The organism is Dehalococcoidia bacterium, from assembly GCA_030018455.1.
GTDB lineage: Bacteria > Chloroflexota > Dehalococcoidia > DSTF01 > JALHUB01 > JASEFU01.
In genome coordinates this window covers 150,367-175,547 of the sequence record JASEFU010000004.1, presented here as the reverse complement: position 1 = coordinate 175,547, position 25,181 = coordinate 150,367, and the positions used below count along the sequence as shown (strand labels likewise).

The window sequence follows — 25,181 nt, the reverse complement described above, 5'->3', positions numbered from 1 at the left end:
ATGAATCGCATAGTGACACCATTCTAGGTGTCACCAATGTTTCTGAACGAGCACATGAAGCGCCTGCTGAAGGCGGCGCCGCTCGCACCGGTCCCTCACTGCGTCGGCGTCGACGACGGCGGCGCGACCAGCCCCGATATCGGCAGGCTGAACACGCGGTGGACCGCGCAGTCCGCTACGTACAGTACGTCGCCCGGGCCGACGGCCAGCCCTACCGGACGTGGCCTCGCCGCGCCCTCCTTCGACGGCAGCTCCCACGCCACCACCGGCGTCCCTTCCTGATCGTACAGCTCTATGCGGCCGTTGGCGGGGTTGCTCACAATCACTCGACCATCGGCGAGAGCGACCAGGTAGGGTTTTGCAGTGACTTCCGTGTTCCCCCAGCCCTTCACCTTGAACTCCCCAATGTAGTTAAAGTCGCGGTCGAAGTGCTGGACGCGTAGGTTCCAAGTGTCGGCAACGTAGATATCGCCGTTCGCGCCCACGGCGATGCCCACCGGCTCGTTGAACTCGCCCGGGCCGGCGCCCTCTTCACCGAAGCTCCCCAGCGGCTCGCCGTCGGGGCTGAACTTGGCGATCCGCTTGTTGCCGGTGTCGACCACCAGCACGTTGCCGTCGATGTCGATCGCGATGGCACGGGGCCCGAAGAACTCGTCTATCTCCGGTGGTCTCATCCCTACTTCAGTGAACGGCCTGCCCCACTTTTTGACGAGGCTAAGCCCGGAGTCATATTTCTTCACGACGTGATGCCACGTGTCGGCCACGTAGATGTTCCCCTCTCCGTCGACGGCCACTCCCCAGGGCTCGCTCAGGGGCGCCTCCTTATCGCCGCCGGTGCCGAGCACGAGCAGTGGGACGCCGCTGTCGTCGAACACCTGTATTCGGTTGTTTCCGCCGTCTGCCACGTACAGGTTCCCATCGCCATCGACGGCGAGTCCTGTCGGCAGGTTCAACTGACCACGTCCCGTTCCGGTCTGCGCGATCAACTCCTTCCCTTCGACGTTGGCGGTCGGTATCGGCGGCGCCGCCTGCACCGGCCCTCGTCCTGCGTTCTCGATGCTGCGGGGAAAGTAGACGTAGGAATCGTCCGGCGGCGGCTCCCACGGCGGATTGCGGTAAAGGAAATAATTCTTCCAGGTGCCCCAGGTCTCCCCCTTGAACAGATCGCCGAGGAAACCCTTGATGGTAACGTCGTCGTAGTGGTGCGGCCCATCGCCGAACCACCACAGATGGCGGATCGAGACCGGCTGCTGGTAGTCGTCCATATATGGCTCCATGCGTGACTGGTCGGGCCCCTTCAGGACAACGATGCTACCCGCGACGGGAGGCGTAATCGGTTTAGCGGAGTCGCCGTCACCCGTCCATTGCACTTTCTTGAAGTCGCGCAGATACCACACCAGCGGCCACGCCAGCTCGTTGTCCACCACGATCGGATAATCGTGGCCGAGGCCGCTTTTCTCGCCGTACTCGACGAGTTTGTCGCGGACCCACGGGATATCAGGCGACATATCGGCGTAGGAAAGCATTTCGTTCGGCCAGTCGCCTTCGTCGTACGCGGCGAGGGCCCCCGCCCGGATCGTCAGGATGAGCAGCGCAGCGCCGACGAGCCCGGCAGTCGATTGCGCCGCGACAAGGCGTCCGTGCAGCAGCCCGCCGCTCACGACCAGACCGATCGCCGCCACGCCGATGAGAAGCGCGACCGCGGCGCCGAGGGTCGAGAAGAACGTCGCCCAGAGGACGATCATGGCGAGAGCGCCCGCTCCGGCGCAGAGGACGAGCAGCGTCTCGGCGCGCGGCCAGCGGAGAGGCAGCGAGAAGCTTGTGTGCTGAAAGAGGTCGTTCAAGAACTTGGCCGCCAGCATTATCGCCGGCACCGCCATGTGAACGGTTAGCCAGGGCATCTTTTCGCCTGCCAGGCCAAAGGCGACGAGAGCGCCCACCAACCAGAACACGAGAAAGGACGAAAACAATCGTAGTCGCAGAGCGAAGTACACCGCACCAATGAGGGCGAAGACAACGGGCAGGAACTCGTACATGGGCATGATCATTAGGTAGTAGTAGACCGGCTGGCTTCCACGCTCGACGCCCTGCTGCATGAGCCAGTAGTCGAGGGAACCCCAGATGCCGGACCAGAAGCCCGTGCTCTCAAGCAGTATGGCGTAGCCGAAGACGAAGACGAAGAACCCGCCAGTCGCGACTGCGATGAGCCAGGGACTGCGCCACCACAGGAGGCTCACAGCCGGGACAACGAAGGCGAAGAGGAACACAATGCCGGCAGCAACTGTCCAGAACTCGCCGGCGTTCTTGTCGAAGACGAAGCCGCCGAGGTTGGTGAAGAATGTGGTGTATAGAAGCACGAAAATGCCGTAGAAGATGCCGCTGCATATAAGCCACCTGCGGAAGTCCCAGAGGAGCCCGAAGTAAGCGCTGAAAACGAGGAGGGTCAGCACGCTGCCCTTCATCAGCATGTCCTCGTCCACGTCCCGGTAATAGCCCTTGTCGCCAACGAACGGCATCTCCTGGATGGCGGCGGCGAACTGGACGCCCACCAGCGTCCCGATTACCACCAGCAGGTCGCCGGCCGCGGGCATCCGGTCGAGCCCCCAGCGCCGCCGCAGATCACTCGTAAACGGCCAGGTGATGGCGACGAGCCAGGCGGTGGGAATGAGGGCTGCGTAGAGCGCGACAGAACCGCCGACGCCCATCGAGGCGCGCGGCGGACGGGCCGGCGGCCCTCGCTTCTTCTTGCGCTTTGCGATGCGCGGCGCATCTTCAGCCGCTATCTCCGGATCCGGGTTGTCCCCGCCTCCGAGCAAGGTCTGACCGCCTTCCCTCACCTGCACGACGATCTGCCAGGCGAACAGAAGGTTCAGATAGACGAGCAGAAGGGCGGAGGTCATAAACGTGACCTCCTTGGTGGCGAAGCTCAGCGCCAGGATGCCGGCAATCAGGTACAGGTACAGCGACTTCCTTTCGGACAGGTAGCGCCACGTGCAGACCACGATGGCAAGCGTCCAGAAGCCGATGTAGATGTCGTTGCGGGCAAAGCGGCTGAAGAAGAGGAGGACGGGCGAAAAGGCGAGGAGCAGCGCCGCCACCAGCGCTCCAACGCGTCCTATGTGGCCGCGCAGGAAGTAAGGCAGCCCGACGATCGCTGTCCCGAAGATTGCCGGCAGCAGGCGACCGGTGTAATCGCTCGGACCGCCGTCGATCCAGTTGGTGATAAACGGGGCCTGGGCCACGAAGTCCGCGGCTTTGAAAATGAAGGCGTTAAACACGAACTGGAACGGCCCGTGCATCATCGGGTCGTGTTCGTAGCCCCTGCCTTCGTAGAGATACCAGCTGTACTGGGCGTGAAGACTTTCATCGTGGTTGTAGGCGCGGGAACCGAGGTCCCACAGCCGCATGCCCGCCGCGACCGCCATCAGCAAGACGAAAGCGCCGATCTCCCAGTAGCGGGGCCAGTTGGCCTCAAGCCAGAGCCTCGCCCGGGTCAGCGGGGCCTCCTCGACGACTGCCGCCGGCTCGTCAGAAACCGCCATCAGCAGTGGCATCTCCTTCGCGAACAGTATACGGGGAGATATGACATCGCTCTACCCTTCATGCTTTAGGGACGCGCCTCGCCCGCAGTTGTTCCCCTCACCTGGTAGACGACCACGTCCCCCGATTGGTATACGGGATCGAGCATGCCGGCAAACTTATCGAGGGCGGCCGCGCTGTAGGTCCGTCGCTCCAGCGTGCCCACGTAAACATAGTCAATCCCGTAGCCGGCGATTATCCGCCATGCTTCGTCGGCGTCCTCTGTGCTGTACAGCCGTTCGACATCTTCCTGACGACCCGCGAACGGCTCGTAGCTGCCGCGCCACTGCCGCTGGTGCGCCGGCCAGGCGAGGATGGTGGGAATACCCGTCCAGCCCGAGATGCGCCCGGCGATCCCGTACTCGTAGCCGACCTCCTCGCTGCCCACCATCTCGACCATCACCGCCGAGCGGTCGGCGTTCTCCTCCAGCCAGCGAGCCGCGGCATAGTCGTCCGGATAGGCCTTTCTCGACCAGGCCAGGCCGTCGAGCGTCCGCTCTCCGTCGAAGTCGTTCGTCCTGCTAAACGTGCCGCCCAGCGGGTACAGCATCGCGGGGGCAATCAGCAGGACGGCGCCGGCCGCCCACGCGCTCTGCCAGCGCACCCGTACCTGCGGGCGAGGCAGCGCCCAGCGCGCCACCAGGTAGTACAGGGCGAAGCCACCCCCGGCAGCAAGCAGTATCCACGCCTGGTAGTAGAATTTGAAAACGGTGTTCATGCGGTTGCCGAAGACATCCTTGACGAAGAAGAACTCGGGCCCGACGATGAGGAGTACCGCCAGCGCGCTCAGCGCCAGCGAGACGACGACCGGCATCTCCCGTCCGTCCGCTTCCTTCGCTTCGATCTCCCGCAGCAACGTCATCAGGAGCAGCGAAAGCAGCGCGAGGAGAATTGCCATCGTCAGCCAGGCGCTTCCCCTCTCGGACACGGCATCGCCCAGGCTGCCGCCGGCCGCGTTCGCGAACAACCAGAGGAACACAACCACTCCCGCCGGCACGAGCGCCAGGAGATCGCGGTCACGCAGGGGCTGTCGGCGCAGCGACGCCGCCAGCCTCTGCACGGCGAACGGGATTACGATGACGGCAAGCGGCCCCCACATGATCAGGGCATGGAAGGGAAGCGTCCCCATCTCCGAGACGGGCGCGATCCCCTCTGCCTGGCTCGCGAAGCCGAACTGGGGCACGAACGCCTTGTGATACGGCACGTATGCAAGCACGGACGCGATGACCAGCGGCGCCGCGAAGCCCGCGGTGGCAAGGATGAGACGCCTGTCCCAACGGCCGAGGGTCAGGTAGTTGCGGACCGCGGCCACCACGATCAGCAAAAACAGAAAGGTCGGGAAGTCCCACGTGTTAAGGAACGAAAGCCCGCCCACGAGCACGGCGAAACCCGCGAGCAGCCACGTGTGCCTCTCCCAGAACGAGAGGTCGAGCGGCTCCGGTTCTTGCAGAAGGCGCACCGCCGCGCCCAGCGTCAGCACGACGAACGGTATCGACATTACGTGCGGGTGAAGGTCGCCGAGAAGAAAGCTGAAGAAGGGGAACTCGGTGATCGTCTCCGGGGCGTCAGGCGGGACGATACGAGCGGCACGCCACCACCACCAGTGCTGGCTGGGATACCAGCCCTCGTTGTCCCGCACCGCCTGGAGATTCTTGATGTCGACCCATTGCCAGAACCCCGTGGAGCCCACGTTGTGGGCAGCTAGGAACTCGAAGAGCCCTTCCAGGTTGCCCATCACAAGCAGCAGCACGGAAGCGGCAAGCCCGAAGAACAGCGGGCGCGGCAGCAGCGGAACGCTTCGTGCGGGAGCGACCGCCGGATTGGACTTTTCTCCGGCGGCCGGACGGTCGTGGATAGCGACGAGGTTGTACACGAGGCCGAAGACGGCGACAGCGGCCAGGGCGGCGATCATCGCCAGGCCCAGGTTGTAGCCGACGCTCGTCTCGACCTGCGCCAACTTGCCGATCATCGCGACCAGAAAGTAGCCACCGTAGTAATAGCTTATAGCGTGTCCCGAGAGCCACGGGTCGTTGGGAGGGAAATGCTCGCTGCGGGCGGAGGCGTTCAGGAACGCGAAGTCCATCGGCTTCTCCGTCCCCGCGATATCGGGCGTATAAGAGCGGAGGAAAGCAGCGACGACGAAGGCGACGAGGAACAGCCCTTCGATCGTGAGCAGTGGCTTCCACTGCCGCTGTACGAAGGCGATCAGCTCGTCCTGCTTTCGCCGGGCGACGATTGCGGCGGCGACACCGACGATTAGCAACGTCCAGACGATCCCGCCGAAGGTGTTTCGCAGCACCCACGCCGAGCCTAGTATCCAGAAGACATATCCGACAATGAGAATGCCGAAGACCTTGGCGAACGCGTAGCCGCGGTCGGGCAAACGGGGGAAGAAAAGGAAGACGAAGGGAAAAGCAATGAGACCGATAACGGTGACGGCCAGCCACCAGGAGAGCGTCTCAGCCATCTTCCCGCCTTCGCCTTACCTTAATAACACAAACGCTAAGTGCATCAAAATGGAACGTTAGCAGACGGCAGGCTAGCGGAAAAGGGCTTCAACGAACTCCTCAGGCGAAAACAGGCTCAGGTCCTGCAAACGCTCGCCGGTGCCGATGAACCGCACGGGGATGCCGAGCTGGTCGGAGATGGCAAAGACAATGCCCCCCTTCGACGTGCCGTCGAGCTTGGCGAGGCAGATGGCCGTGACGTCGACCGCTTCCATGAATGCCTTCGCCTGCGTGAGGGCGTTCTGCCCCGTCGTCGCGTCGAGCACGAGCAGCACCTCGTGGGGCGCGTCCGGGTGCTTGCGCTGGATGACGCGCAGTATCTTCCGCAGCTCTTCCATGAGGTTTGATTTCGTGTGCAGGCGCCCCGCCGTGTCGATGATGACGACGCCCGCGCCCCTGCGGTCGGCCGCCTCCAGCGCGTCGAAGACGACGGCGCCCGGGTCGGCGCCCTGCTTGTGCGCGACCACCTCCGCGCCCGCGCGCTCGCCCCACTCCTTCATCTGCTCGACGGCGGCGGCGCGGAACGTGTCGGCGGCGGCGACGATGACCCTGCAACCGTCCTCGCGATAGGCGTGCGCCAGCTTTCCGATGCTTGTCGTCTTGCCGGTGCCGTTCACGCCCACGACCAGTATCACCGCCGGCGGCCTGGGCGGCTCCTCGGAACCATCGCGCCAGAGGGTACCACGGGGCGGCGTCGACCTCAGAATGTCGACGAGCTCCTGCTTGAGAGCGTTGCGCGCCAGCGCCGGGTCCTTCACCCGCTCGCGCTCCACCAGGTCTCGCACGTCATCGAGCACCTTCTGCGTGGTGGCGACGCCGGTATCGGCGGCGATAAGCAGCTCCTCGAGTTCTTCCCAGAGTGACTCGTCAATCTGCGACCGATCGAAGAGGCCGCCGAGGCGCGAGAACCAGCTCTTTCGCGTTCTCTCCAGCGCTTGCTCGGTGGTATGGGCTTCTTCTTCAGGTTCAGGGGAACGGCGGAAGAGGGGCAATGCGTGGGCCTTTCGTTCGCGGGGTTTAACAAATCATAGCATCGGGCGGATAGCGGAATCAAGGAGAGCCTGTCGTCGCGTTCGAAGCCAGACGGTGCTTGCTTGCAGCCGGACCTCCCGTTGGCAGATAGACGCCGCGATGCTTGCGGCCCGACGTTGCATCAGCAGAAGGGCAACCGCGCCGCTTCACTCCAGGGCGCAGGATTCATCCTGCAGAACCGTATAACAACGGACGCCTGCTCGACCATCCGTTTGTCCGTTTTCTATCCGTTGACAGGTCGCCGCTGCTAAAATGATGGCAGCCGGGGTATCGGGAACGTCCGAGACACGCGGCCAAGGAGCGCAGCCATGACACTCAAAACAGGTGACGAATACATCGCTTCCCTGAAGAAACTGGGGCTCGAAGCGCAGATCCTCGGCAAGAAGACCGGCGACCCGCAGGAGCACCCCGTGGTCGCGCCGTCCGTGCGCGCCGTCGCCGCCACATTCGATTGCGCCCACAGCGAGGAGAGCCGCGCTCTCTTCCGCGTCCGCTCCTCCCTGACCGGCGAAGAGATCAACCGCTTCACCCATCTCCATCAGTCCGCGCAGGACCTCATCGATAAGGTGCTGATGCAACGCTACTGCGGCAACGTCACATCCTGCTGCTTTCAGCGCTGCGTCGGCCTCGACGCCGCCAACGCCGTCTTCAGCGTGACCTACGAGTGCGACCAGGCGCACGCCACCGACTACCACCGCCGTTTCCGCGATTACTGGGCGCACGTGCAATCGAACGACCTCGTGGTCGACGGGGCGATGACCGATCCCAAGGGAGAGCGCGGCAAGCGCCCTAAGGAGCAGCGCGACCCCGACCTCTACCTGCGCGTCGTCGAGCGGAAGAGCGACGGCGTCGTCGTGCGGGGCGCGAAGCTGCACCAGACGGGCATGCTGAACTCGCACGAGATCATCGTCATGCCGACGATAAACATGCGCCCCGGCGAGGAGGAATGGGCGGTATGTTTCGCCGTCCCGACGACCACGCCGGGCATCCGTTACATCTACGGACGCCAGGCCAGCGATACGCGCAAACTGGAGGAGCCGCCGTTCGACATCGGCAACCTGCGCTTCGGCGGCCAGGAGGTGATGACGGTCTTCGACGACGTCTTCGTGCCCGAGGAGCGCATCTTTCTCAACGGCGAGGTCGACCAGGTGGGCAAGCTGGTGGAGCGCTTCGCCGCCTACCACCGGCAGAGCTACGGCGGCTGCAAGGTCGGCGTGGGCGACGTGCTCATCGGCGCGACAGCGCTCATCGCGCGCATGAACGGCGTCGAGAACGCGGCCCATATCCGTGACAAGCTGGTCGAGATGGTCCACCTCAACGAGACGATGTTCTCGTCCGGCATCGCCTGCTCGGCGCTCGGCCACCCGACGGCGGCGGGCAACTACGAGATCGACATGCTGCTCGCGAACGTCTGCAAGCTGAACGTGACCCGCTTCCCCTACGAGATCGCGCGCCTGGCGACGGACATCGCAGGCGGGCTGCTGGGCACCATGCCCTCGGCGAAAGACCTCGACGACCCCGTCTCCGGCGCTTACATCCGCAAGTATTTGGCCGCCGCCGAGGGAACGGACGTGACCGACCGCATGAAGGTCCTGCGCCTCATCGAGAACCTGGTAGCGGGCGCGGGCGCCGTCGGCTACCTTATCGAGTCGATGCACGGGGCGGGGCCGCCGGCGGCGCAGCGCATCATGATCGGCCGTCAGGGGGACATCGAGGGTAAGATCGGCCTAGCGAAGCGGCTGCTGGACATCGCGTGAGCCCACCAGCCACGACAGCACCGCCGGTGATCGCCACGTGCAGGAGGAGCCATGGAGACCTACAGCACCATCGTCAGCAAGCGCGACACGCGCCAGTACACAGACAGGCCCATCTCCGACGAGTCGCTGCGCCGCATCCTCCAGGCGGGGCGCATGGCCGGCAGCTCCAAGAACTCGCAGCCCTGCCGCTTCATCGTCGTCCGGGACGCTGAGCGCAAGAAGGAGCTATCGGCCTGCGGGCAGTTCGCAGCCTACATCCCGAGCGCGCCCGTCGTCATCGTCGTCGCCATGTCGCCCGATGGCCGCGACTTCGACGCCGGACGCGCGACCCAAAACATGATGCTGGCAGCCTGGGCGGAGGGAATCACTTCCTGTCCCGTCACTCTGCATGACGCCGCCTGCGCGCGCCGCGTCCTCGGTCTGCCCGAGGGCCACTGGGTCGCTATAGCCATCCCCTTCGGCTATCCTCCGGAGGGCGCGCTGCAGACGTTGGGCCAGCGCCGTCTGCCGCTGGAAAATCTCGTCCACTACGAGCGCTGGTAAGAGCGCTCAGGGCGTTCCGCTGCTCCTCCTACAAGACGCGGATAGCCCGCACGACTAGCCGGTTGCTGTAGTTGCGTGTGGCCGGGTCGAACGTCCCTCCGCAGGTGACGATTGTCAGTATGTCTTCGCCCGTCCTCACGGCAAACCGCGAGAAGTTGTCGTTGTGCGGTATCCAGCTCGTCCACTGCACCGCGTAGCGCACGAGCGTCCCATCGAGCAGATAGACGTCGATTATGTCGCCGGGCACCAGTTGCCGCAGGTCCCAGAACACGGCCGTGTAGTGGGGATGGTAATCGACATGGCCGGAGAAGAGGGCGTTCGTCTTCGGCACGCCGGGGAAGCCGCCCATGCCCGGGTACATGCCGAAATCGTACCAGATGACGTCAAAGCGGCCGTTGGGCGAGCCCATCACGCCATCGGGCCCCACGACGCGCACGTTCACCGGTGCGTTGACGCCGATACGGGGGATCACCATCCTCATGCCTGCCGGCGGCGCCTCGCCCGTGCCCGTGCCGCAGGCGGGAGTAGTGAATGTTCCCGCGAAAGACGTGTACCACTGCCCGTCTATGAGCGTATTGATGCGCCAGTGATGGACCGCGTTCGGCACAAGGCCCGGCCAATAAAGGCTGTTCTGCGTCAAAGGCATTGGACCAACGCCCAGGAATTGACCGGGCGGGAAGGTACTGTGAAAGCTCAGGTCAAGATACTGGATTCCGTTGCCCGTCGACGCAGGTGTCCAGTGGAAAGTGACATCGACAAGACCCGGGCTCGTCGCGCTGCAAACCTGCTCAACCGGCCCCACGGACGCCCATTTGCACCCCATGAGGGCGAAGGCCGGCAACACCGCAAGCAGCCCCAAGAATAAGAACCTTCGCTTCATGATCCACCCCCCTCGTTAGAAAGATGCTCCCACAACCTTTTGGGGACGTGCAGACGTCGGGAAAACAGAACGCCTCGCCACGTTTGCCGAATCGTATCACGTCCCAGAATCTACAGGGAAGACGGAAAACCAAGTCCGACGAAAAAAAGCCGCCGCTCTGCCGCAGCCGTACACCGGCCGCTCCCACCCGCGCCCCCCATCGAATACGCTTGACACCTCCCGACGCTCTTTCGGACAATCTACTCACTCGACATGACGACCGCTTTCGCCGGAAGGAGGCCCGCTTGAACCCCGATAACGCTGCCGCCACCGTCCGCTCATCCCTGGGAGAACTCCCTCTCGACTCCTCCGGCGCGCCCATCGGCGCCGCCCGCATCGATCCGCAGAAGTCGTATGCTGAGATTCCCGCGCTCCTGAAACAGGTGATCGACGAGGACAGCGCCGCCGCCTGGGCGTCGATCAGGGAGAAGATCGACTACACGTATGAGGGCATCGACGCCGCGCTCGGGTCGCTCGATGAGGCGACCGGCTTCGACGCGTGGCTGCGCGACGAACTGCGGTGCGGCAAGAAGCTGCTGTTCAAGCCCAACCTGGTCACGCCCATGTGCATCGACCCCATCACCCACGGCGAGGGACTGGGGCTGGTGGCCTGCACCGCCTGGCCGTTCGTCGCCGCCCTCATGCGCTGGTTCCACGACAGGCTCGACGTCTCTTACCACCAGATGGCCCTCGGCGAGGCGCCAAGCGCCCTCTCGGGCATGGCCGGCAGGTTCAGCATCCTCAGCGGCAAGCGCGTGACCACCGAGGCTGCGATTGAAGGACGCAGCGGCGACTTCTACGGCGGATGGGGCTTCTACTTCGTTCGCCGCTACCTGGCAGAGACGCACGATTCCTCGCATGATGACGACCCCATGAAGGGCTACGAGGACAGCGTCGAGGGACGCTACCTCCCGCCCGGTCGGGCGAACGACCGCCTCCCCGTCTACGACCTCAACCGCATCCAGGACATCCCCTCGAAGGGGCGGGACATACCCGTACCTCACCCCGCAAACTTCGACAGCATCACCATCCACAAGGCGGTTGTCGGCGGAGAGCCCTCCGATGACGCCGACATGCGCGACTATCCCGGCTGCGTGCTCGTCAACGTCCCCAAGCTCAAGGTGCATGCCCTCGCCCTCCTCACCAACGCTGTGAAGAACCTGGGGATAGGCCTCTACCCCATGGAGGCGGCCGGCAACGACGATGTCGCCAGCACGCAGTGGAAGTACAGCTCGCCGCTGGCGCCGGTGCCCGGCATGAAGAGCCGCGTCCCCCACGCCGTCTGGGTGCTGGAGGCCGATGACGAGACCGGCCTCCCGAAACGCGACGCCGCCGGCAATCTTATGGCAAAGCGGACTGAAGGACTCTCCGGCACGATGGTCGACATCATCGAGGCCGTCCAGGACCAGGGTGTCTTCATCATAAACGCGGTGGACGCCATCGAGGCTACGAACGTCGACCACACATCCGGGATCATGGGGCTGAAGGCGCCGGAGGGGTACGTCTTCGCCTCCCTCGACGCCGTCGCCCTCGACCTCCTGTGCGCGCGCTACATGTTCAAGACGGTGCCGGCGGCAGAGGCGAGGCGCATCCAAAAGGAGCGGGGGCTTGCCTCCGAGTTCCTCCAACGCGTGCCGCTGCCGCGGGTCGATGGGCAGAACATAGTCACCGATACCGGCGTGGACTCACCCCTTTCGCGCTACAAACTGTTCGACTATGCGCGCAAGCGGGGCATCGGCGGCCCCGACTATCATGTGATCGGCCGTGACCTGGTCGCGGGCGGACGCCTCGCCTCGCTGCAGGGGCACCTGGGCCGGGTCGACGGGTCGCGGTTCGACGAGCTCATCACCGATACCTTCTTTTTCGATGCGAGCAAGATACTCTGGGACCTGCAAGCGACGGTGCTCGCTTATGCCGCCGCCAACGACGCCCTCACCGGCTCCGACTACCACCGCTCGTTGGTCCGCGCCTTCGACGAGAACGGTGACGGCGTCATCGATTACGACGAGATAGGAAAGAAGGGCATCGTAGAGGTGATGCTCTTCAGCGGCGGCAGCGGTGTCCACCTGATGGCAACCGATCCGGCAGGCATGCTGCGCGGCGCCTTCCGCTCACGGGCCAACACCATCCGGTGGGGCCGCCCGGAGTTCAACCAGGGCGGCATCGACGTGCTGAAAGAGTACCAGGATGCCGCGCTGGCCATGATCGCGTACAGGATGTCGCAACTCGAAGCCGAGGCGGCGGACCCCTTCTGCCCCGGGCTGACGTGGGGCAACGGAAAGTGGCCGACCGTGCAGCTTGCCCGCCACATTGCGCTCGGCAGCACGATTTACGGTCTCGGCTACCCGCTGAGCATGAACATCATGTCGCTTTACGGCGCCGCTTTCCAGCATGCCGATAGGGTCTACAACGGGGGACGCTACACAGGCGACTTCTCTCTGCTCGCCGATCCCGCCAGCCTGGACAACTACCTGAACGACGTCAAGGCGGGCAAAGACGCGCTGCCGTTTACGCTGTACGTCCCCAGCGGCTATGGCCAGTGCGCCGGCGGCCCGGCGCCCAACGTCGTCGAGACGGACGACGTCGAGATGATGTTCTCGGCCGCGTTCGCCGGCGGACAGGAGATCTGGTAGGCGCAGCCCAACTGAGGGGCACGCACCCCTTGACAGGCCTGAATGCGAAGCATAGACTTAACTTAGGCCCGGAAAACCGGGGAGCTCAATCCGAAAGGAGGGATGCTCATGGTGAAAGACCGGGTTCTTTGGGGAGTGTGGCAGGTTGACTCTTAGGGCCCTGCCCGGACGGGCAGGGCAGCGAAAGCCAAGGCCCCACTTTCGCGGCGACAACCGCCCATTTCTCAACTGAAGGGCGCCGAAAAGGGGGGTTCTCCCCCTGATGGGGCCGAAGGCAAACATGAAGGCCGTATCCAAAAGATGCGGCCTTCTTTTTCATTTCGTCGCGCTGTCGTCAGGCTTTCTCCGTTACCTTGTATTCCAGCCGCTTTCCGAGCATCAGCCGTATTTGCGCGTCGAGAGCCGGCAGCGCCGAAAAGAAGAACGTGATCGCCGCCATAAGAAACCACTGCCCGTACTGCACCGGCAGCAGCCACAGAGGGAAGTGCCGCGGGCGCGGTGGGCGCATGAACGTGTCGTAGCCGGCCATCACGGCCAGGGGCACGATGCACGGAAAGAGTATCTTCGCCGAAAGCGGGCTGAACCATTCCGGCACCGCGTCCATCCCAATGACGATAGCCACCACCGCCGGTATGAGACGCCCCACCGTGATAAGGAACCACTGGCTCGACCACAGGACGTGGTTCTCAAAGACGCTCCACGTCCTCCGCAGCCGCTTCAAGAGCGGTATCTCAGGGTGGGCGAAGCAGTTGCGGACCGCATAGGAAATATCGATTGCGCCCCAGCAGTGGCGCCGCGCTTGCTCATAGTGGGCGAAGAACGTCTTGAAGTAACCCTGGCTGCGGACCCCATCGTTGCCCAAAGGTAAGTGGATGGGCTCGACCTCGACTTCTCCGTTCAGACGGAAAAAGCACTTCAGGAACATGTGCCAGTCTTCGGGGATCACGTCCACGTCCCAATAACCGACTTCGTCGGCCATACGAAGACTGAGGCTGTACGTGGACTGCGGGAAGCGCACGGCGTACCGGCGCGTGAGCCGCACAAGATGGTTAAGCGAACCGAGGGCATTTGGCAGCCGCAGCGGAGCCGGCACATCCCAGATGTTGTTGTAGAGGAAGACGGGCGCCTGCCAGAAGCGGCGGTACCGCTGAGGGTGAGTGGCGAACTTGTAGGTGAGGCAGGCGTAGTAGTTGACAGGAAACTGAGTGTCCGCGTCGCAACTGGTGACCGTGAGATGATCGATATCGTAGCCCATCTCGTCCACGAACTTCCGTTTCGCGTGACGGGCCGCCCACGCTTCGTTGGAGGACTTCCCGCGGACCTCGCCGTGAATGTTGGGCGGATGGAACGTGGCAAGAAAGAAGCCGAAACGTTTCCCGTACTTCTCCTCGAGCACGGCTGCCTTGTCCCTCGCGCCCTCCTCGGCTCCCTCGAGCGCCAGGACGACGAATATCTGCCTTCCGCCGAGCGACTGGCCGGCGAGTGTCTCCAGCGTCACGGAGAGCTTTTCGATGCTTTCCTTATAACTGGGGATGATGACCACGTGGCGCACGTCTTCCCAGCGGAGGTAGGCTTTGCCCGCCGCCTTCGCCGCTTCGTAGCGTTCGCGCCAGTCCACCTTTGCTTCCCGCTTGAGCACGGAATGGCCTCGCACGATATGGATGGCGCCGTTGACCGACCGCCACAACCAATAGACATCGAACGCAAGCAGCATGATCGCCAGGGGCAGCGGCACCAGGAACGTGCCCCAGACGAGCGACGTGATGAGGAACAGCGCTGCCGCGCCGGGAAGAATCTCGAGGAGCCGCTGCGCGAGCCGTTCGCGCAGCTCTTTGCCCACCGGGAAAGCGATGGCGTCGGCGCCGGGAAGGGCGACCTGCGGCGCAGGCCACGTCGCACTAATTGCCGCCGGCCCTGTGACAGCCACCGCATCACGCGCAGACGCGAGGAATGGAGACGGCCAGGAGCGGGAGGGGACGGCTGCAGATAGCAGCGTACGTTCATCGAAGGTGATTGCTTGTGGCTCCGCGTCCTCGAGTGCCGTTGGCACGTCAGGGTCGCGCGCCGGCATCCAGGCCCGCGCGGGGGGCGATCCGGAGGAATCGCTTGTATCGCCGTGTCTTATGGCATGCACTGTCCTGCCCTCTCCTCTTGCTTCGCTTCCATGCCGAGGGATTTCGGGCAAGAAAAAAAGGTCGGTGGCCGACCTTTCACACGCCTACGAGGTTAGCTGACGGGTTAGGGCCGAAAGGCTGCCCTTCCCGGCTCCGCCGGGATTAACCCCCCAATCTGGTTCCCCCGTCCGCGATTGCTCGCGATTCGGCGACTATGTTTATGTCGAGCTCCAAGGCTCCCGTATATACTACGCAAGCAGCTTCCCCCTGTCAAGACCTGCCGGCCCACCGCCGCCGCCCGGGCCAGTGCCGTCACCGGCCACCGCCAGCGGTCAGGGCTGCTTGAGGACGGCGCCCGTGCTCGCCGACGTCACCAGTGCCGAATACCGGCGCAGGTAAGGCAAGACATTCTCCTTTACGGGAGGCGACCACTCGCTGAGCCGCCGCTCGATCTCCGCCTGCGGCAGCCGCACGTTCAGCGTCTTCGCCGGTATGTCGATCTCGATGACGTCCCCCTCTTCGACGACCGCGAAGGGTCCGCCATCCATCGCTTCCGGCGAGACGTGGCCGATGGCGGCGCCTTTCGTCGCTCCCGAGAAACGCCCATCGGTCACGAGCGCCACCTCGGCATCCTGCGCCATGCTCACGATGGCGGAAGTCGCCCACAGCATTTCGCGCATGCCGGGGCCGCCCTTCGGCCCCTCGTACTTTATGACCACCACCTCGCCGCTCCGTATCGCGCCCCCCAGGATAGCGTCGCGCGCGTCCTCCTCGCAGTTGAAGACGCGGGCGCGGCCGCTGTGCCGCATCATCTCCGGCGCCACCGCCGACTGCTTCACCACCGCGCCCTCGGGAGCGATGTTCCCGCATAGTATGGCCAGCCCGCCTTCCGGATAGAACGGGTCGGCCGCCGGCCGGATGACGCTGCGATCCAGCACGCGCGCCTCCTCGATGATCTCGCCCACGGTGAGGCCGCGAAGGGTCATCGCATTGAGGTGCAGCAGCCCCTTGCCGGCGAGTTCCTTCATGACGCCCTGGATTCCACCCGCCTCGTAGAGGTCCTCCAGGAAGTGCTGGCCGGCGGGGCTCAGATCGCAGAGGCGAGGCGTGTTGCGGCTGATGCGGTCGAAGGTGGCGAGGTCGAGCTCGACGCCCGCCTCGTTCGCTATCGCCATCAGGTGAAGGATCGTGTTGGAGGAGCCGCCGATGGCCATGTCGACGGTGATGGCGTTCTCGAACGCCTCGTGGGTCAGGATTGAGCGCGGCAGAATTTCTTCGCGGAAGAGCTCCATCACCCGCATTCCGCTGTACTTCGCGAGCTCGCGGCGCTTGCCGTAGACGGCGGGAACCGTGCCGTTCCACGGTAGGGCGAGCCCGAGGGCTTCGGCCATGCAGTTCATGCTGTTGGCGGTGAAGAGGCCGGCGCAGGACCCGCAGGTCGGCGCCGAGCGCTCGACGCCGTCGAACATCTCCTCCGCCGTCAACTCGCCTTTGGCGCGCCTGGCCCCCAGCTCCGCGATCTTGCTCACGTCCAGGCGCTCGTCGCGGAACTTGCCGGCGAGCATCGGCCCCCCGCTGATCAGTATCGACGGCACGTTGAGGCGCGCCATCGCCATCATCATGGCGGGAGTGATCTTGTCGCAATTGGTGATGAGCACCATTGCGTCGAGGGCATGAGCAAGCATCATCGCCTCGATGGAGTCGACGATGAGCTCGCGGCTGGGCAGCGGATAGCACATGCCCGCGTGACCGTTCGCCCAGCCGTCGCAGATGCCGATGCTCGGGAACTCAAACGGGGTGCCGCCGTACGCGATGACCCCTTCGCGGACTGCCTGCGCCACCTGATCGAGGTGCTCGTGCCCCGGGATCAACTCGTTCTGCGAGTTGACGACGGCGACGAACGGCTTTTCCATCTCCTCGCGCGTCCGTCCCATCGAGACGAAGAATGGGCGACGCGACTTCACGATATCGCTTCGCATCTGACGCTCCTTCCCCCTAGCGCGGATGCCTCAGTTTAGCCCTTCCTCGCTTCATTGAAGAAGGGGATGCTAGAATGTTGGCCGGGACCGACGCTTGCCGGTGAGGGATCCGACGGCGAAGTGAGAGCAGCGAGGGACGCCATGAATCGTGACTGGAATGGGAGGCGGGCCGGAACAAACGCGCCGCTCTGCCTGACAGCCGTGCTGCTGCTCGCCGGCGCGCTGCTCCAGGCCTGCGACGGAGACGGCTCGGGCGCGCCTTCGCCCACAGCGATGGTGCCCACCGCCGCCGATCCATCGCTCCCCGGCCCCTATCCGATCGGCGTCACGGAGCTTACATTCATCCGGGAGTCGAGCACGACCGGCGAGGAGCGCATTCTCAAGACCCTTGCCTGGTATCCGGCAGACGAGAGCGCGCGCGAGCAGCTAGTAGAGCCGTCGCTCGGCGGCGTAATCGACGCGGAGATAGCGACCGACGGCGCGCCGTTCCCCGTCATCATCTTCTCCCACGGCAGCGGCGGCATCCCCCAGCAGTCGACGTACTACACGGGACACCTGGCAAGCCACGGCTTCGTGGTCGCCGCGCCACCGCATCCGGGAAACACCCTCAACGATTGCTTCCCCTGCCGCGAACAGGCGGGACTCCTCGACTCGTTCCTCAACCGTCCCGATGACGTCCGCTTCGTGCTCGAATCGCTGCTGGCGCTGAACGGCGACACCGAGTCCATATTCTACGAGGCACTCGACTCGGAGCGCGTGGGCATGAGCGGCCACTCGTTCGGCGGCCTGGTAACGATGCAGCTTGCGCAGGAAGACAGCCCGTTCTCGGCTGCCCTGGCGATGGCGCCGCCGGGAGGGAGCCTGGCGAACCTCACGATCGACGTCGCCGTTCCCACGCTAATAATGGGCGGGCGTCTCGACAGGGCGACGCCGGCGGAGCAGCAGGAGGACTACTTTGATGCGATTGAGGGCGTCCCCCACTTCCTGCTGTTGTTCCCGCAGGGAGGCCACCTATCGTTCAGTGACGTCTGCGTGCCCGCGCTGGGCGGCTGCGAGGAAGGGCTGTCGCAGGAGAGGGCGCACGAGTTGATCAACTTCTACGCCACTGCGTTCTTCAAGACGTACCTGACGGGGGAGAAGGGTTACGAGGACTACCTGACGCCGGAGGCCGCGGCGGGAAACTCCGACATCGAGTTCTTCGCTTCGGTGCCCGACTAGGCCGCTAGCCTCCCTCTTCTGTCTCCTCCACGTCCGGCGTCCGTCTCGCCCGACGCCGCTTCTTCAGCCCCGTCAGCGCATCGAGGGAGATGACGCCGGGGCCGGTAAGAGCAAGCGCGCCGAAAGCGCCGGAGAGCGCAGCCGGGAACTCGTATCCCCCTTCGCCGTAGAAGCCCGTCCTCCAGTGCACGTACTTGATCGCGACCGCGAGGTCGAAGATAGCGACGGCCGCCGCCAGCCTCGTCTTCAGGCCGAGAACGATTGCGAGGCCGCCGAAGAACTCGCCCAGCCCGGCCAGATAGGCGCCGACGTACGGCTGCGGGATGCCTATCGATTCGAAGAACGCGCCGGTGTTCCGTGGCCCGCCGCGTTCCACCGCCCGCGGAAAGTTAGGGCCGAAAGCGGCTGTTAATACTTCGGGCGCGCGCTTGCCGGCCCCGCCGAAGAGCTTGGGGTAACCGTGCGCCGCCAGCGTGCCGCCCGCGACGAGCCGCAACAGGAGGAGTCCCAGACTGCGCATCTCTCACCTCCGCTTACATTGTCGGACGATAGGGGACGGAGAAGACCGATGAGAAGCATACGCGAAGGCTGTGCAACGGCCGTGAGGGCGACGCTTTCCTGCGTGCCATTTGCGTGAAGAGAAGGCCAAACGGCAAGACAACCCTGGGCCTACTTGCGGAACAGCTCTAGAGAGTGTTGCCGCGACCACCTGCCCTGAAGTCACCGCCGGATCTTTCGGTCTGACTCTTCCGAAGCTATTCCTCTCGCCACAGCGACGGCCCGTCTGCTAGACTTCGGGCGAATTCCATGGACGAGCAGTTGATCGGCGTAGACGTGGGCACGACGGGCCTCAAAGCCGTCGTCGTGGGGCCGGACGGCCGCCTCCTGGGGCAGGCCAGCGCCCCCTACGATACGCTCCGGCCCCAGCCGGGCTGGACGGAGCAGCCGCCCGAATGGTGGTGGGAAGCCTGCCGCTCGGTGCTGGGAGCGCTTCGCGCAGGCGGCGCGCTCAGGCCGGAAGCAGCCATCGCCATCGGCCTCACGGGACAGATGCACGGCTCCGTCTTCCTCGACGAAGCGGACCGCGTGGTGCGCCCCGCGATCATGTGGAACGACCAGCGCACCGCCGCCGAGTGTAAAGAGATCGAGCAGCGCGTGGGACTCCAGCGTCTCATCGACCTTACGGGCAACCGGGCGCTCACCGGCTTCACGGCGCCCAAGCTCCTCTGGCTGCGAAAGCACGAACCGGAAAGCTACGCCCGCACACGCCACCTGCTGCTCCCGAAAGACTACGTCCGCCTGCGCATGACCGGCGAGCGCGCCACCGATGTCGCTGACGCCTCCGGCACCCTCCTCTTCGACGTCCGCTCGCGGAAGTGGTCCTCGGAGGTCGTCGAGGCGATCGAGGTGCCGCCGGAGTGGCTGCCGCCGGCGCTGGAGTCGCCGCAGGTCAGCGGGCGTCTCACTCCACAAGCCGCGAGCGCCCTCGGGCTGCCCGCGGGCATCCCCGTCGTCGCCGGCGCGGGCGACCAGGCGGCGGGAGGCGTCGGCAGCGGCGCTGTCGAGGAGGGGGTCATCACCGCCAGCCTGGGCACCTCCGGCGTTGTCTTCAGCGCCACGCTCCAGCCGCGAGTCGACCCGCAGGCCCGCCTGCACTCGTTCTGCCACGCCGCGCACGGACTGTGGCACCTCATGGGGGTCATGCTGGCCGCCGGCGGCTCTTTCCAGTGGCTGGCCGATACGCTGCGCCCGTTGGCGGAGGGCGAAAGGATGGAAGAGAAGCTGAGCGTTCTCGCCGCGGGGGCCCCGACGGGCTCCGGCGGGCTCGTGTTCCTGCCGTATCTCGCCGGCGAACGCACCCCCCACGCCGATCCCTTCGCGCGGGGGGCCTTTGTCGGCCTGCGGGCGGAGCACGGACTACCGCACCTCGCGCGGGCGGTGATGGAAGGCGTCGCCTTCGGGCTGCGCGACTCGCTTGAGCTAATCCGGGAGATGGGCGTATCGGCTACGGAGGTCCGCGCCATTGGCGGCGGCGCCCGCAGCAGGTTGTGGCGCCAGATTCTGGCCGACGTCTTCGCCTGTCCTGTCGTCAGCCTTGAGGCCGATGAGGGGCCCGCTTTCGGCGCGGCGCTGCTGGCCGGCATCGGCGCGGAGATCTTCGCGAGCGTGTCGCAAGCCTGCCACACAACGATACGGTTGGCGGAGCGACTGGAGCCGGAGAGGAAGGCCGTCGAGGTCTACGAGGGGCTGTACCGGCGCTACCGCGAACTCTATCCGCTGCTCCGCGACACCTTTCACGCTCTGTCCGGCTTCGACGCCGCTTCCGGCCGCTAGACACTGTTTCGACGCGAGGGCCATGCCAGATCTTTTGAAGGCGGCGCTGCTCGGCATTGTGCAGGGACTCACCGAGTTCCTGCCCGTCTCGTCCACCGGGCATCTCGTCCTCCTGGAGGACTGGCTCGACGTGTCGCAGGACAGGTTCGGGCTCACCTTCGACGCGGCGATCCACCTCGGCACGTTGGCGGCAATCCTGGTCTACTTCCGGGGCGTTATCGTCGGCCTGGCCGTCGCCTGGGCGCGCAGCGTCCGGTCGCTGCGGTGGGACGCGCACAGCGACTCGCGTCTCGCATGGTTGATCGTGATCGGCTCGGCGCCGGCGGCCGTTCTGGGTTTCTTTTTCGAGGACATCGTCGAAGATGAGCTGCGTGAACCGGCAGTGGTCGCAGTCACGCTGATCCTGTTCAGCGGCATCCTTGTGCTGGCGGAGCGCCTGGGCGAGAAGCAGCGCGACGCGACGCGTCTGGGCGTTGCAGGCGCGCTGTTCGTGGGGTTTGCGCAGGCCGTGGCTTTGATACCCGGCGTCTCGCGTTCCGGGATCACAATCTCCGCCGGCCTGTTCGCAAAGCTGAGACGTCAGCAGGCGGCCTTTTTCGCCTTCCTGCTCTCCGCGCCGATCATCGCCGGCGCCGGCCTCAAGCAGGTCTTCGACATCGTGGACGAGGTGCGCGGCGGTCTGCTGGACGGCGACGACCTGGCGTTCTTCCTCACCGGCCTCGTCCTCGCCGCGGTGACCGGCTACCTGACGATACGCTTCCTGCTCGCCTTCCTGCGAGAGCATAGCCTTTACCCGTTCGTCGCCTACCGATTGGCGCTGGGCGTTGCCCTCCTGCTGGCCATCCCCCTGAGCTAGCTCCGTGCTGCGCGCCGCTTGCCTGCGGCGGGACGCCGCTTCAGCCGATGCGTCGTTTCGGTGCTTGCGGCGAAACGCCACTTGCGGACTGAGACAGCGTTGTGCAATCATTCGGGCATCGTTCGGGCACAGCGCTAAGGAGCGACCATGTTTGTCGAACTGAACACAACACTCAGTGAGGAAGAGCGCGCCGTAAGAGACCAGATACACCGGTTCGCCGAAGAGGTCATGCGGCCCGCCAGCATCGCCCTCGACAAGCTCGCGGACCCGGAGGACGTCATCAAGGAAGGGTCCATCTTCTGGGATGTCTTGCGGCAGCACTACGAGCTGGAGCATCACCTCAGCAGCATGCCGGAGGAGCTTGGCGGCTCCGCCATGCGGGGCGTAGCGGCGAGCATCCTCGCCGAGGAGATGGGATGGGGCTCCGCCGACTTCTCGATCTGCTTCGGCGTCGCGGGAATGCCGTTTTCCATGGCGCTGATGGCCTCGCAGCTTACCGGCAACCAGCGCTTGATGGACGAGTTCGTGATCCCCTACACCAAGGACCGGCAGGGCAAGTACATCGGCTGCTGGGCCATAACCGAGCCCCAGCACGGCTCCGACTGCCTCGCGTTCAACCTCGGCGAGGTGAACGACTCGCGCACCGCCTTCGACACATACGGGCGCAAAGACGGCGACGATTGGATCTTGACCGGGGCCAAATCGGCATGGGTCTCCAACGGCACCATTGCCACCCATGCCATGATGCATTTCGCCATCGATCGCTCGAAAGGAATGCCGTCAAGCGCAATCGCCCTCGTCCCCCTCGACCTGCCCGGCGTGTCGAGAGGGAAGCCGCTCAACAAGCTGGGGCAGCGCGCGCTCAACCAAGGCGAGATCTTCCTTGACAGCGTCCGCATCCCCAAGGACTACGTCTTTGTCGACCAGGATCTGTACATTCTGGCCGCCGACACGATTCTCGCCGCTGCCAACGGCGGCATGGGCTCGCTGTTTACCGGCGTTGCCCGCGCCGCTTTCGAGGAGGCGATGAACTACTGCAAGCAGCGCGTTCAGGGTGGAAAATGCCTCTGCGAGCACCAGCTGGTGCAGCGCAAGCTCTTTGACATGTTCATCAAGGTGGAGTCGTCACGGCAACTGGCCCGCGCCGTCGCCGGCTACAACTCGCAGGCGATGCCGCCGCTCTCGCGCCTCGGGATCGCCGCAAAGGTCTACGGCACCCAGGTGGCGTTTGAGGTGGCCAGCGACGCCGTGCAGCTCTTCGGCGGATACGGGCTATCGAAGGAGTTCTACATCGAGAAGCTGTTCCGCGACGCCCGCGCCTCGATGATCGAGGACGGCGTTAACGACGTCCTGGCTCTGGCCGGCTCGCGTCAGCTAATCGATTCCTGGCTGTAGCAACCGCGCGCCGCGAACAAGCGGCCGGACTACGCCAGCTCAACCGCCACCTGCAAATAGTCCAGGGGGATCTTCCGTTTGACGTCTTTCACTTGACTGAAAGGCGTCAAACATATCTCATCTTTCACCTGCCCCACGATAAGGTCCCGCTTGCCCTCGATGAGCGCATCCACGGCGCTGACGCCGAGCTTGGTCGCCAGAACGCGGTCGGTTGCCGTCGGCCTGCCGCCACGCTGCACGTGGCCCAGCACCGTAACGCGCGACTCACGTTCAAGTTGCGGCTGAACGCGCTGGGCGATAGCGAAAGCGCCCCCCGCGACATCTCCTTCGGCTACGACGACGAGTATGCTGCGGGCCCTGCGCGCGCGGGCGCTCTTCAGCCGTTCCAGCAGTTTCTCCGTGTCAGATGCTACCTCGGGAACGAGAATGGCATCGGCGCCGGATGCGATACCCACTTCAAGCGCGATAGCGCCCGACGCCCTGCCCATGACCTCGACGAAGAAGACGCGCTCCGTCGCCTCTGCCGTATCCCTTATCCTGTCCACGGCCTCGACGGCGGTGTTCACGGCGGTATCGAAGCCGATCGCGATGTCCGTCCCCGCCATGTCGTTATCGATCGTGGCGGGGATGACAACCGTCGGCACTTCCCACTCGCCGGTAAATGCCATGGCCCCCAGCAGGGTGCCGTCGCCGCCCAGGGCAACGAGGCCGTCGATCCGGTTCTGCCGGATGACGGCGGCCGCCTTCGCGCGGCCCTCCGGCAAGCGGAACTCCTCAGACCGGCCCGCGCCCAGAAAGATGCCGCCCCTCTGGATTATGTTGCTCACCGACCGGCGGCTCAGACGTCTTACGCGCCCCTCGATGAGTCCGCCGTAGCCGTCGTATACGCCAAACGGCTCGAGGCCGTGTCGCAGGGCCCGGCGCACGACGGCCCGCACGCAGGCATTCATCCCCGGGGAGTCCCCACCGCTTCCGAGCACAGCTATGCGCTTCATCGCTTTCCAGCCTTTGCTGCTAGTCGCCCGCGCCGTCGGCGGTCGCGCCGCTGCTATACGTCGAGCAGGCTCGCCAGCAGGCGCATCTCATCTCTGATAAGCCTCGGCGTCAGGAAATGCTTGCGCACGTGCTCCTGGCCCGAGCGGCCCAGCGTCTTCCGCTCCTCCGGGGCCGACAGGAGGTGCAACACCCGCTCCACCATCTCATCCGTGCTGTCGACCAGGTAGCCGCCGGCGCCGCCTTCCATCTGGAGTGGTATCCCGCCCGCCCGGTTGGCCACGACCGGCGTCCCCTTCCACAGGCTCTCCGAAATCACCAGCCCGAACCCCTCGCGAATCGATTTCTGCAAAATGACGGTCGACAGGCGCTGAAAGGCGTTGACCTCCACATCGCCCACGCCCACCAGGTTCGTGCGCACGTGGATATCGGGGTCCCCCTTGGTCGCCTCCGTCACCTGCTTGTGGAGGTCCCAGCCCTGAGGATCATCCAGCGCCATCGAACCCAGCAGCGCGAGCTGCAGTCCCGGCATCTCCTTCCGTATAAGGTTGAACGCTTCTACCACTCCCATCGGGTCCTTCCAGGGGTCGAAGCGGGAGACTTGCGTCAAGAGCGGACGCCGCGGGTTCACCCCCAACCAGAGCAGGATCGTCTGGCTCATGTCCTCGGGAAGGGTCATATTCTTGGGGCTGACGGGGTCGATTGCGGGCGTGATTATCTCAAGACGGGGATGTTCCACTATCGGCGGGACGAACTCACGCATCGTGAACACGATAGCGTCGTATTCGGATATGTATTCGAGGAGAAACAGGAGATGCTCTTCATGAGGACTGGATGTGTCGATGTGGCAGCGCCACACCCATTTGGCCCGGCCGTTTTCCCTGAAGCGACGCATCGCTAGTGGCTGCGGGTCATGAACAACGATGACGTCGTAGTCGTCCTCAATCTGCTGCGCGTTCAGCCGGTTATAGTTGAGGTAGGTCTCGCGAGCGCTGCTCGTGAGATCAATTCGTGCTCCCTGGAGCGCGTTATGGAACGACTTCGTGATAGTGAAGAACTCCGGTGCCCCGGAGATCAGAAGCCACTCCGCGTCAATGCCGAGGCCGCAGTAAATCGGGACGATGGAGCGAAGGAGTTCCGACACACCGCCGCCGAAAGGGGTCGCGTTGATGTGGGCGATGCGCCGTCCCTTCAACCGGTTCGCGAGACTTCGCACCTCCTGCGCCAGTTCGCGGTCCGTGTAAGGCTCGTAGGCGCCAAAATCGACAGCGCCAACGTCCACCTGTTCCAGCATGCGAATCCTCCCTGATGGCCTGGTCGTG

At 64.7% G+C, this 25,181-nt stretch carries 16 protein-coding genes and 1 riboswitch; of the genes, 7 read left to right on the top strand and 9 right to left on the bottom strand.

All coding sequences use genetic code 11. The features are described from left to right. Positions 1-95 precede the first annotated feature (95 nt). The 3 genes from QME71_07470 to ftsY form a co-directional block, all read right to left on the bottom strand. Entirely contained in the window at positions 96-3,542 is a 3,447-nt protein-coding gene (locus QME71_07470) for a TIGR03663 family protein (GenBank protein MDI6858131.1), read from the bottom strand. A gap of 65 nt (positions 3,543-3,607) precedes the next feature. Continuing rightward, positions 3,608-6,046: a DUF2298 domain-containing protein gene (locus tag QME71_07465; protein MDI6858130.1), complete on the bottom strand. Its 2,439-nt coding sequence runs from the start codon at positions 6,044-6,046 to the stop codon at positions 3,608-3,610. A gap of 72 nt (positions 6,047-6,118) precedes the next feature. Beyond that, complete coding sequence (gene ftsY, locus QME71_07460) at positions 6,119-7,078, bottom strand: signal recognition particle-docking protein FtsY (GenBank protein ID MDI6858129.1); 960 nt, start codon at positions 7,076-7,078, stop codon at positions 6,119-6,121. Between the two features lie 348 nt (positions 7,079-7,426). On the opposite strand from ftsY, the gene QME71_07455 reads away from it, so the two are divergent. Further along, a complete protein-coding gene (locus tag QME71_07455) occupies positions 7,427-8,875 on the top strand; it encodes a 4-hydroxyphenylacetate 3-hydroxylase N-terminal domain-containing protein (protein MDI6858128.1) in 1,449 nt (482 codons plus the stop codon). A gap of 51 nt (positions 8,876-8,926) precedes the next feature. Then, positions 8,927-9,418, top strand: coding sequence for a nitroreductase family protein (locus QME71_07450; GenBank protein ID MDI6858127.1), 492 nt, complete (start codon positions 8,927-8,929; stop codon positions 9,416-9,418). A 28-nt stretch (positions 9,419-9,446) separates the two neighbouring features. On the opposite strand, the gene QME71_07445 is transcribed toward QME71_07450, so the two are convergent. After that, positions 9,447-10,064: a class F sortase gene (locus tag QME71_07445; GenBank protein ID MDI6858126.1), complete on the bottom strand. Its 618-nt coding sequence runs from the start codon at positions 10,062-10,064 to the stop codon at positions 9,447-9,449. 518 nt (positions 10,065-10,582) lie between these two features. Here QME71_07445 and QME71_07440 point away from each other — a divergent pair. Then, positions 10,583-12,970, top strand: a complete 2,388-nt coding sequence (locus QME71_07440) for a DUF362 domain-containing protein (protein ID MDI6858125.1) — start codon at positions 10,583-10,585, stop codon at positions 12,968-12,970. 334 nt (positions 12,971-13,304) lie between these two features. Here the strand turns inward: QME71_07440 and QME71_07435 are convergent, their stop codons facing one another. Both QME71_07435 and ilvD read right to left on the bottom strand, forming a co-directional pair. After that, positions 13,305-14,897: a glycosyltransferase family 2 protein gene (locus QME71_07435; GenBank protein MDI6858124.1), complete on the bottom strand. Its 1,593-nt coding sequence runs from the start codon at positions 14,895-14,897 to the stop codon at positions 13,305-13,307. 275 nt (positions 14,898-15,172) lie between these two features. Next, positions 15,173-15,305: riboswitch (cyclic di-AMP (ydaO/yuaA leader) on the bottom strand. Positions 15,306-15,416: 111 nt separating this feature from the next. Beyond that, positions 15,417-17,063: a dihydroxy-acid dehydratase gene (ilvD, locus tag QME71_07430; GenBank protein ID MDI6858123.1), complete on the bottom strand. Its 1,647-nt coding sequence runs from the start codon at positions 17,061-17,063 to the stop codon at positions 15,417-15,419. Positions 17,064-17,204: 141 nt separating this feature from the next. Between ilvD and QME71_07425 the strand changes: the two genes are divergently transcribed. Then, positions 17,205-18,281 carry a dienelactone hydrolase family protein gene (locus QME71_07425; protein MDI6858122.1) on the top strand — a complete coding sequence of 359 codons (1,077 nt, stop codon included), beginning with the start codon at positions 17,205-17,207 and terminating at the stop codon, positions 18,279-18,281. A gap of 4 nt (positions 18,282-18,285) precedes the next feature. On the opposite strand, the gene QME71_07420 is transcribed toward QME71_07425, so the two are convergent. Then, entirely contained in the window at positions 18,286-18,801 is a 516-nt protein-coding gene (locus tag QME71_07420; protein ID MDI6858121.1) for a DoxX family protein, read from the bottom strand. Between the two features lie 287 nt (positions 18,802-19,088). On the opposite strand from QME71_07420, the gene xylB reads away from it, so the two are divergent. The 3 genes from xylB to QME71_07405 all read left to right on the top strand — a co-directional run bounded on the left by xylB (position 19,089) and on the right by QME71_07405 (position 22,866). After that, on the top strand, positions 19,089-20,615 hold the full coding sequence (xylB, locus tag QME71_07415) for a xylulokinase (protein ID MDI6858120.1): 1,527 nt from the start codon (positions 19,089-19,091) through the stop codon (positions 20,613-20,615). Positions 20,616-20,637: 22 nt separating this feature from the next. After that, positions 20,638-21,471, top strand: coding sequence for an undecaprenyl-diphosphatase UppP (gene uppP / locus QME71_07410; GenBank protein ID MDI6858119.1), 834 nt, complete (start codon positions 20,638-20,640; stop codon positions 21,469-21,471). A 147-nt stretch (positions 21,472-21,618) separates the two neighbouring features. Next, on the top strand, positions 21,619-22,866 hold the full coding sequence (locus tag QME71_07405) for an acyl-CoA dehydrogenase family protein (GenBank protein ID MDI6858118.1): 1,248 nt from the start codon (positions 21,619-21,621) through the stop codon (positions 22,864-22,866). Between the two features lie 29 nt (positions 22,867-22,895). On the opposite strand, the gene pfkA is transcribed toward QME71_07405, so the two are convergent. Together pfkA and QME71_07395 are read right to left on the bottom strand one after the other, a co-directional pair. Continuing rightward, positions 22,896-23,861 (bottom strand): 6-phosphofructokinase, encoded by a 966-nt coding sequence (pfkA, locus tag QME71_07400; GenBank protein ID MDI6858117.1) that lies wholly within the window; start codon positions 23,859-23,861, stop codon positions 22,896-22,898. Positions 23,862-23,914: 53 nt separating this feature from the next. Beyond that, entirely contained in the window at positions 23,915-25,153 is a 1,239-nt protein-coding gene (locus tag QME71_07395; GenBank protein MDI6858116.1) for a glycosyltransferase, read from the bottom strand. Between the last annotated feature and the right edge of the window lie 28 nt (positions 25,154-25,181).